The organism is Novosphingobium beihaiense (assembly GCF_022832375.1).
GTDB classification, from domain to species: domain Bacteria; phylum Pseudomonadota; class Alphaproteobacteria; order Sphingomonadales; family Sphingomonadaceae; genus Novosphingobium; species Novosphingobium beihaiensis.
The window spans coordinates 1-876 of the sequence record NZ_JALHLG010000043.1 but is presented as its reverse complement, the minus strand read 5'-3'; the positions used below and the strand labels follow the sequence as shown (position 1 = coordinate 876).

General features: G+C 60.5%; 2 protein-coding genes. Both read right to left on the bottom strand.

Features of this window, described 5'->3' with window-relative positions; translation table 11 throughout:
• Positions 1 to 183: 183 nt before the first annotated feature.
• Positions 184 to 465 (bottom strand): transposase, encoded by a 282-nt coding sequence (locus tag MTR66_RS21280; protein ID WP_268740592.1) that lies wholly within the window; start codon positions 463 to 465, stop codon positions 184 to 186.
• On the bottom strand, positions 417 to 876 hold a 460-nt coding region (locus MTR66_RS21275), incomplete at its 5' end, for a transposase (protein ID WP_268740591.1). The genes MTR66_RS21280 and MTR66_RS21275, both read right to left, overlap by 49 nt.

Here is an 876-nt window from a genome sequence, read left to right as displayed (position 1 = left end):
GTCCTGCTCATTAAGTAGCCCGATAGTCTGCGTCCCGCGGAAACGATTTTTCCTCACACGCCAGCTGGAGGCCCGCAAAAACCGGGTTGGGCAAGGCTTGGGAGTCTGACGGCGGAGATACCGATACTGCCGGACGCTGTGGCGCCCGCCTTTGGCTTGTTTCCGAGTACATTCCGGACGATTTCACCCGCGCTTCGCGAATTTCAGACAGAGCCATCCCATGCTTTCCCGTCGTTCGTGGAAGATCAGCCTGTTGAAATTGTAGGCCAGGTTGCAAAGGGTCAACTTCGCTTCGGCCCTGGCCAGGCCGATGGTGCGGACGAACAGCCCGAACCGGTTCTTCTGATGGGCGAAGACATGTTCGACATGGGCCCGGATCGAGGATTTGGCAGCGTTGGCCCGCGTGGTCGCCTTCGCTATGGGCTTGCCCTTGGGTTTGCGCCGGTGGATGCGGGACGTGAGCATCCGATCCGATCCGATAACCACTTCTCGTTGCGCTTTGAGCGATAGGCGCTGTCGGCCCAGACCTCGGAACCGGTGTTGTCCGTGCTGACCACCTGCCGGAGCAGATGCCCGTCCGCTGCCGATGCAGAAGTCACCGCCATCTCCCGGATAAAGCCGAAGCGCCGGTCGATGCTGATGTGGGATTTGTAGCCGAACACCGGCAGGGCAATCATGGGCAGCGGCGTTCCATCCTTGCGATACCGGACTTTTCCGCCGATCTTGAGGGTCCAGTGCGCATCGGCGTCTTTCTGCGCCGTCTTGTTCTTCTGGCCCGGCCAGATTTCCTTCGCGCTCTTGCCCGACTTGATCGCCTCGCACTCGCCCTCGGTATTTCGTTGCTTCGGTGCAGGCACCAGCGAGGCATCGACAATC